The organism is Bacteroides acidifaciens (assembly GCF_024623065.1).
In the GTDB taxonomy this organism is placed as follows: Bacteria; Bacteroidota; Bacteroidia; order Bacteroidales; family Bacteroidaceae; genus Bacteroides; species Bacteroides acidifaciens.
Window position 1 is genome coordinate 1 of the sequence record NZ_JANJZR010000121.1, and the last position, 7,449, is coordinate 7,449.

Annotated in this window: 6 protein-coding genes, 1 tRNA gene and 1 pseudogene; 6 read left to right on the forward strand and 2 right to left on the reverse strand. The window is 40.8% G+C overall.

The window, feature by feature from the left end:
- Nucleotides 1-277: 277 nt before the first annotated feature.
- The 5 genes and pseudogenes from ltrA to NSB03_RS19410 all read left to right on the forward strand — a co-directional run.
- Nucleotides 278-1,160, forward strand: a pseudogene (gene ltrA, locus NSB03_RS19390) (group II intron reverse transcriptase/maturase); the annotation flags it as partial.
- Between the two features lie 304 nt (nucleotides 1,161-1,464).
- Complete coding sequence (locus NSB03_RS19395; protein WP_024988715.1) at nucleotides 1,465-2,310, forward strand: ABC transporter ATP-binding protein; 846 nt, start codon at nucleotides 1,465-1,467, stop codon at nucleotides 2,308-2,310.
- Nucleotides 2,311-2,316: 6 nt separating this feature from the next.
- Complete coding sequence (locus NSB03_RS19400) at nucleotides 2,317-3,147, forward strand: hypothetical protein (protein WP_024988716.1); 831 nt, start codon at nucleotides 2,317-2,319, stop codon at nucleotides 3,145-3,147.
- A gap of 10 nt (nucleotides 3,148-3,157) precedes the next feature.
- Nucleotides 3,158-3,526, forward strand: coding sequence for a GntR family transcriptional regulator (locus NSB03_RS19405; protein WP_024988717.1), 369 nt, complete (start codon nucleotides 3,158-3,160; stop codon nucleotides 3,524-3,526).
- 13 nt (nucleotides 3,527-3,539) lie between these two features.
- Nucleotides 3,540-4,346 (forward strand): hypothetical protein, encoded by an 807-nt coding sequence (locus NSB03_RS19410; protein WP_024988718.1) that lies wholly within the window; start codon nucleotides 3,540-3,542, stop codon nucleotides 4,344-4,346.
- 84 nt (nucleotides 4,347-4,430) lie between these two features.
- Here NSB03_RS19410 and NSB03_RS19415 read toward each other — a convergent pair whose 3' ends face one another.
- Complete coding sequence (locus tag NSB03_RS19415) at nucleotides 4,431-6,068, reverse strand: alpha-galactosidase (protein ID WP_257466592.1); 1,638 nt, start codon at nucleotides 6,066-6,068, stop codon at nucleotides 4,431-4,433.
- 105 nt (nucleotides 6,069-6,173) lie between these two features.
- Nucleotides 6,174-6,249 (reverse strand) — tRNA-Pro (locus NSB03_RS19420).
- A gap of 501 nt (nucleotides 6,250-6,750) precedes the next feature.
- On the opposite strand from NSB03_RS19420, the gene NSB03_RS19425 reads away from it, so the two are divergent.
- A complete protein-coding gene (locus NSB03_RS19425) occupies nucleotides 6,751-7,347 on the forward strand; it encodes a Crp/Fnr family transcriptional regulator (protein WP_025815044.1) in 597 nt (198 codons plus the stop codon).
- Nucleotides 7,348-7,449: the final 102 nt, after the last annotated feature.

Consider the following 7,449-nt stretch of genomic DNA (forward strand, 5'->3'; position numbering starts at 1 on the left):
CCTCGTCACGCCGATGGTACTGCGTAACAGTGGGAGAGTAGGTAGCCGCCGTTTTTGAAGAAGCCTCGCTTGTCTATCTGACGGGCGAGGCTTTCTGTTTTTAGTGCCACGGCATTATACGATTGTTTTGACGGCATCAGATAGTGAATAATTTTAGTTGTTTGTCGTGACAGGAGAAGTGGAGAGTGATCTTATGAGAGGAAGAAAGCAGAACATAGACACTCTATCCGACCAATCGGCGCAGAGGGTGGAACCTGAAGTCATGATTGGTATGTAGACTTTCATGGGGATAACAGAAAATCATCTTACAGCCATTAAACAGGAAAAAGTAGAGTTATTGGAATATATTCTTTCCCCTTCTAATCTAAACCTTGCTTATAAACAGGTAAAGAGTAACAAGGGTAGTGGCGGCATTGACCGTATGGAAGTGGATGAGTTGCTTCCTTATCTTCGTTGCCACAAGGATAAGCTAATAACTTCCATTTATGATGGGTAAATACCATCCGAACCCTGTGCGTCGTGTGGAGATTCCCAAATCGAATGGGAAGACACGTAACTTGTGTATCCCCACGGTGGTTGACCGCTTGATTCAGCAAGCCATCTCACAAGTGCTTCAACCTCTTTATGAACCTCAATTTTCACCAACCAGCTATGGTTTCCGCCCTCATCGTAGTGCTCATGATGGGTTATTAAAATGTGGCGAATATATCTCTGCCGGTTATGTGTTCACGGTCGATATGAATTTGGAGAAATTCTTTGATACCGTCAGCCATAGTAAGTTGATAGAAATCCTGTCGCGTACCATCAAAGACGGTCGGGTCATTTCTCTGATTCATAAATATCTGAATTCCGGTATACTTATAGGAGGCAAGAAAGAGTCCAGTCCGGTCGGAGTCTCTCAAGGTGGTCCATTGAGCCCCTTGTTAAGCAATATAATGCTTAATGAGTTAGACAAGGAACTGGAGAAACGTGGGCATTTGTTCGTTCGGTATGCTGATGACCTGGTCATCTTTAGTAAAAGCCGTCGTTCCGCCCAGTGTACATTGGATAATCTGCTTCCCTTTATTGAAACGAAACTTTTTCTAAAGGTGAATAAGGAGAAGCCCTATGTTGCTTATATGCGTGACATCAAATTCCTTTCTTATGCCTTTGGTCGTTGTACAGGCGAATGGCAAGTCATCCCACCGTACAAGCGGCTTTGTCGGATGGGCGTTTGCTTCGAGCTGGTTACCCTACTTTTAAGATGTACTACCATCCTGTGTTTAAAGGTTAATTAGGGAACCGCCGTATGCCGAACGGCACGTACGGTGGTGTGAGAGGTCGGAACGGGAATTAATCCCATTCCTTCTACTCGATTGTACTTTGTTGGGCTTTTCTATTGTTTTATTCAAAAGATTATCTATATTTGCAGTGTACTATTATACTAATACACTAGATTTGATTAATTTATTAAATAAAAGTACTATGATTGTAGTAGAAAATCTTTCATTTACTTATCGCAAATCAAAGCGTGAGGTGCTTCGAGACTTTTCTCTCTCATTCAAATCCGGCAGGGTATATGGATTGTTGGGAAAGAATGGCGCCGGAAAGTCCACTCTTCTTTATTTGATGTCCGGGTTATTGACGCCTAAAAGCGGCAGGGTGATGTTTCACGATACGGATGTGCGTCGCCGGTTGCCGGTAACTTTGCAGGATATGTTTCTGGTTCCCGAGGAGTTTGAATTGCCTTCGGTGTCTTTGGTCAGTTATGTGGAGCTGAACAGTCCTTTCTATCCTCGTTTTAACAAGGAGGAGATGATTAAGTATCTTCATTGTTTTGAGATGGATATTGATATTGATCTCGGAACGCTTTCTATGGGACAGAAGAAGAAGGTATTCATGAGCTTCGCGCTTGCTACGAATACGTCGCTTTTGCTGATGGACGAACCGACCAACGGTTTGGATATTCCCGGAAAAAGCCAGTTCCGCAAGTTTATCGCGTCGGGCATGTCGGATGATAAGACAATTGTGATTTCCACGCATCAGGTACGTGATATAGATAAGGTGCTCGACCATGTGTTGATTATGGATGAGAGCCGTGTGCTACTGGATGAATCGACAAGTGAAATCTGCGACAAACTTTACTTTGTGGAGAGTGACAACCGGGAGTTGGCAAAGAGTGCTCTCTTTGCGATTCCTACAATTCAAGGTAACCATCTGATACTTCCCAATGTAGAGAAAGAAGAATCGGAGATTAACCTGGAACTTCTGTTTGATGCTACATTGGCTGCTCCTGAAGAGATAGCCCGATTGTTTCACGCTCAAAAATAAAAGACGATGATAAAAGATACTTTTTTTAGTTTGCCTCGTTTTATGAATCTTTGCCGCAAAGAGATGGTGGAGAGTTGGAGATCGAATGTGCTTCGTATCGTATTGCTTTATGGAGTGATGGCGGTGGCGATGGTTTGGAACGGATATTTTGAATATAGGGGGAACTATTCGTATACAACAGACCCTACGTGGTCATTTCTTTTGATTGCTTTTATTTGGTCTTTATGGATATTCGGCTGTTTGAGTGCTTCGTTCACGATGGAGAAGATGAAAACAAAAACGAGTCGCACGTCTACATTAATGACTCCGGTAACTCCTTTTGAGAGATTTTTTTCACGCTGGTTTGTGTTTACGGTGGTATTTCTGGTGGTTTTCCTGTTTACCTATAAATTGGCGGACTATACGCGGGTTATGGTCTATTCGTTGGCTTATCCGAAAAAGTACTTTATAGCTCCTGTTGATTTGTCTCATCTGGTAGGTAGGGGGAAAGATTATTATACATTATGCAGAACCGGTTTACAGTTTGGCGCAGTGATAGCAGGATATTTCTTCGTTCAATCCTTATTTGTATTAGGCAGCACTATATGGCCCAAAAACTCATTCCTAAAAACATTTGCATCGGGAACGATTATCTGGATAGTTTATTTCTTGGTGGGAGTTTTTATGAGCAAAATGTTGTTGCAGAGTAATAAGCATTATTCTTTCCCGGATAATATTATAATGTCCGATGAAGCAATGTGGGGATTATTAATTGCTGTCAGCATATTCTTTACCTTGTTTAATTGGATACTTGCTTATTTCCGTTTCAAGGAGTCTGAAATTATTAACCGAATGTAATCCTTAGCTTATGAATTTTAAAGAAAGTAAAGCCATTTATTTACAAATTGCAGATAGAATCTGTGATGAGATATTGCTGGGGCAGTATCCGGAAGAAGAACGTGTCCCTTCGGTCAGAGAATATGCTGCTATTGTAGAGGTGAATGCCAATACGGTGATGCGTTCTTTTGATTATCTCCAGGTACAGAATATTATTTATAATAAACGCGGTATAGGATATTTTGTAGCATTAGGGGCAAAGGAGTTGATTCATTCTCTTCGCAAAGAAATCTTTTTGAAAGAAGAATTGGAGTATTTCTTTCGCCAGCTTTATACGCTTGATATTCCGATGAAGGAGATAGAAACAATGTATCGTGAGTTTATAAAAAAGCAGAAATAAAAAACGAAATGTTATGAAACGTACTACTTATATATTAATAGGTCTTATCGTCTCCGGATTGGTTGTCATTGTCACATTTATAGTTCTAATATCCGTATCAGGACAATCACATCAGAGTAATGGTTTTTTTGTCGGGGGAGATGAACGGGTAGAGATGAATTTGAACAATGTACATACAGTGAAGATGTCTATTAACAAGGATAAGGATAGTGAAAACAGGTGGGCTTATGTGAATGGTGATGTGACAGTGACAAGTCCTTCTACAGCAGGAGAAAGAAAGATTGTTTATCCGAAGAATCAGTATCTGAAAGTAAGTCAGGTAAATGACACATTGCTGATGGAACTTGATTTGAGTAATGGGAATATTCCTGCGAAATTCCGTGATAGAGGCAATATCTATGCGACAGGGATGGATGTACAATTATCTGTGGATTCGCTAAACAGCCTTCTTTTTTATGCGAATGGTTTAAAGATGAACTTGAAGAAGGTAAAAATGGATTCTTTGTTTATATATGCTCTTCATCAGGAAGTATTGCTTGATTCTTGTCAGTTCCGTTCTTTTAGTGTTGATGGAAAAGATTTGAGATTTAAAGCAAAGGACGGTAAGATAGAAAATTTTTATTTGAATCTGAATAGTATATGGAGATGGAATTTTGAGAATTGCGAAATTGGTACGGAATATCTAAGAGGCAGTAATTCTCATCGTAACTCTTTGCAGGTAGGAGAGTGTAAGCGGGTTGTATGGACTCCGTTGAATGAAAAGGCTCAATTACAAGTGACATTTAGAGAGAGGGCGGAAATTATAGTAAATCCGAAGTAGAAACCAGACGTAGCTAAACAGAAAAGGAGCAAAATGAGATAGATTCATTATTGCTCCTTTTTATTATATAGGCTCTTTATATTGTTATAGAGCTTTGGTCAGCGTGAAGCAGTCAATATCCGGTGCCCAGTTATAGCTGTTTCCCATGCGGATGGTATTATATCCTGCTTTCAGTTCTACAGGAATGGAGATTTGATTGTGGGTTTCGTCTTCTCCCAATGAATTGATTTTTGTGATAATGCCGTTGACGTTTACTTCCAATTGTCGTCCTTTACCGAATGAATAGTAAATGGTCATGTTGTAACGTCCGCCGTCTCCGCTGTATACTTCGCGCCATTCAGCATAGTTTTCCGGTTGTCCGCCGAGGAATCCCACTTTCATTTTGCCGGATGCTTCCTTGTCGTTGGCGTAAATAATGCCTTTAGGGTTCTTGCCTAAGTCGTTGAAAAGAGGTAAGTATGCCCATTCCGCTTCATACAAAGTCGGTTCTAGGCGTGTTTCGCCTTCCATACGAAGGAACATGGCACTGCGGGCAGGCAGAGTTTGTTCAAAGTTGCCGGAAAAATTGCCCAAATCACTACGCTTTACCAAATCACGAACTTTCACGTTTCCGTCAAATTCCAGAGAAGAGAATGGAACGGAGAAGCTGCATACTGTATCAGTAGGATTGTATAATGCCACAGCACGTACATTGCCACGTTTCTGTTCGATATCTTTCACTAATACATAGCCATCGTTTTCATGCTGCGCTACATAAGCCTGCAATCCCAGCGGGTCTTGATTGAGTGCGATTAATTCTTTGTTTGTCAGCAATTCGAGTGAAGATTCCGGCAGATTCTCCAGATTGCAGCCGATAAGCAAAGGGGAGCTCATGATACACCACAAACCGAAATGGGCTTCTTCCTCAGTCGGGGTAAGTCCTTTTCCGCCTACTTTGCTGTTGTCGCGGAATCCGATTACCATCATATCCATATCATTGTAATGTCCGTTTCCGGCATAGGCAGACAGGTAGAGATTTTTTCCGACTACATATTTCAGTGAACCCCAATGTGCGTTGATATCTCCGCTGATACGCCAGGAAGTAGCTACGTCTTTCGCCCAAGTACCGGGGAAGGCCCATCGGCAGATATTCACGGAAACATCTTTGTTCACTTTGTCTATGCTGTTGCGGATAGAGGTGTAGCGTTCTTTTTCATTCAGTCCCAGCACATCTCCGCCGCAATAGTCAATTTTAATAAAGTCGAATCCCCAGTCGCCGAAGTATAATTGGGCATCCTGCGGTTCGTGACCATAGATGCCTGCGCTTACTCCTGCCGCGTCATTGTCCCAGATAGAGCCGCAGGTGTTGTTGCCTGCATCCGTATAGATACCGGCTTTCATGCCCAAGCCGTGGATATGGTCTGCCACCGGTTTCATACCATTCGGAAAACGTGTCTCATGTGTGTGCATGACACCGTTATTATCTCTTTTCCCAAAGTAGCCGTCGTCTACATTAATGTACTGATAACCTGCATCTTTCAGACCTTTCTTTACCATAAGGTCGGCTTGATGTTTAATAATATCTTCGCTGATGTCAACCCGGAATACATTCCACGAACTCCATCCCATGATAGGGGGATTGAACGTTTGCTCCTTGTCCGAAAGAGTGGTTTGAGGCTTTGTGCAACTGGCGCACAACAAGGTAGCGGCTGCTACTGAGAGAAGGTAGTATTTGTTCTTCATGATATAATAGGTTAGTGTTCTCTTGTATTGTTGTCCCGATTTCGTCCCGGATACTTGAAAAAGAGAAAGGGTAACTTACTGAATTACAGAAAGTTACCCTTTGCTTGGTCGGAATGAGGCGACTCGAACGCCCGACCCCTACGTCCCGAACGTAGTGCGCTACCAACTGCGCTACATTCCGATTGCTTGAAGAAGTGGTGCCACCAGCAACCGAAAGTCGGTTTGTATAGCACTATTTCTCAATAAGTTATATCTTTATTACGATGTTAGTCCCTTGAATAAGGTTTTCACAACTTTGCACCGTTCAACACAATTTTGTGTCTTAGGTTCGATTTCTGCGTGCAAAGGTAGATATTTATTTGGAATTATCAATATATCCAAGAAGTTTTTTTAGCATTTAGTATATTTTCAAATATTACATTATCTTTTCGGGAAACGAAAACAAGAATATTATCTATTGAATAACAGGTATTTACAAGAAGTATATAGAATAATGGGTAACGATATAGAAACGAGCGTATTTCTTTAATTTGCCTTATGTTTCCACTGTTTCAATACTCTGCTACAAAAATAGTTATATTCCTTTAAATGCCAATAATGTCTTTGTAAAACTACAACTTTATTGTAGTTTTGTATAAGCATGAGATTAGTAAAAATATCATCTCCTAACAATATCAAACATATGAAGAACTTCAATGCACAATACGGTAAGCATTCCCGATTGGAATTATTAAAACATTTCATCTTGGAGCATGGAACTTATATCGAACTCAAAAAGGGAGAACAGTTCTCTGTTCAGGGTAAAATGAACCGCCGGGGGGCTTATATTGAAAACGGCTTATTGAGATATATCCATGTGGATGAAAGAGGAAATATACATATAGTAGGATATACTTTTTCAAATGAATTTGCAGGGAGTTTATGTACATTCATAAATCCCGACCGACCGTCATTAGTCACTATTGAGGCTGTTTGCGATTCAAAGATTTACTATCTACCGTATTCAACGGCAGAGGAATTCTTTACGACAAATGCCGAAACCATGCAAATAAAGTGTACGCTTGTCGAACAATCATACTTGTTGATGTATCATAGATTATTGGATATGTACTGTAAAACTACGGAAGAACTTTATCTTGATTTATTGAACAGATGCCCCGACATTCAAGAGCACATTACGTTGAAAGAAGTGGCTTCTTTCTTACAAGTCACACCTGAAACAATCAGTCGCATTCGCCACAAACTGAACAAATGCATCCGTTGCAAACTGGAGAAATAGCCAATCTTTAACATCCATTATAGCGGGGAGGTGTGTCGTAATGCACGATACACCTTCTTTTTTATTCATTACTATACAACTCGGTTCATTTTCTTTAAGCTG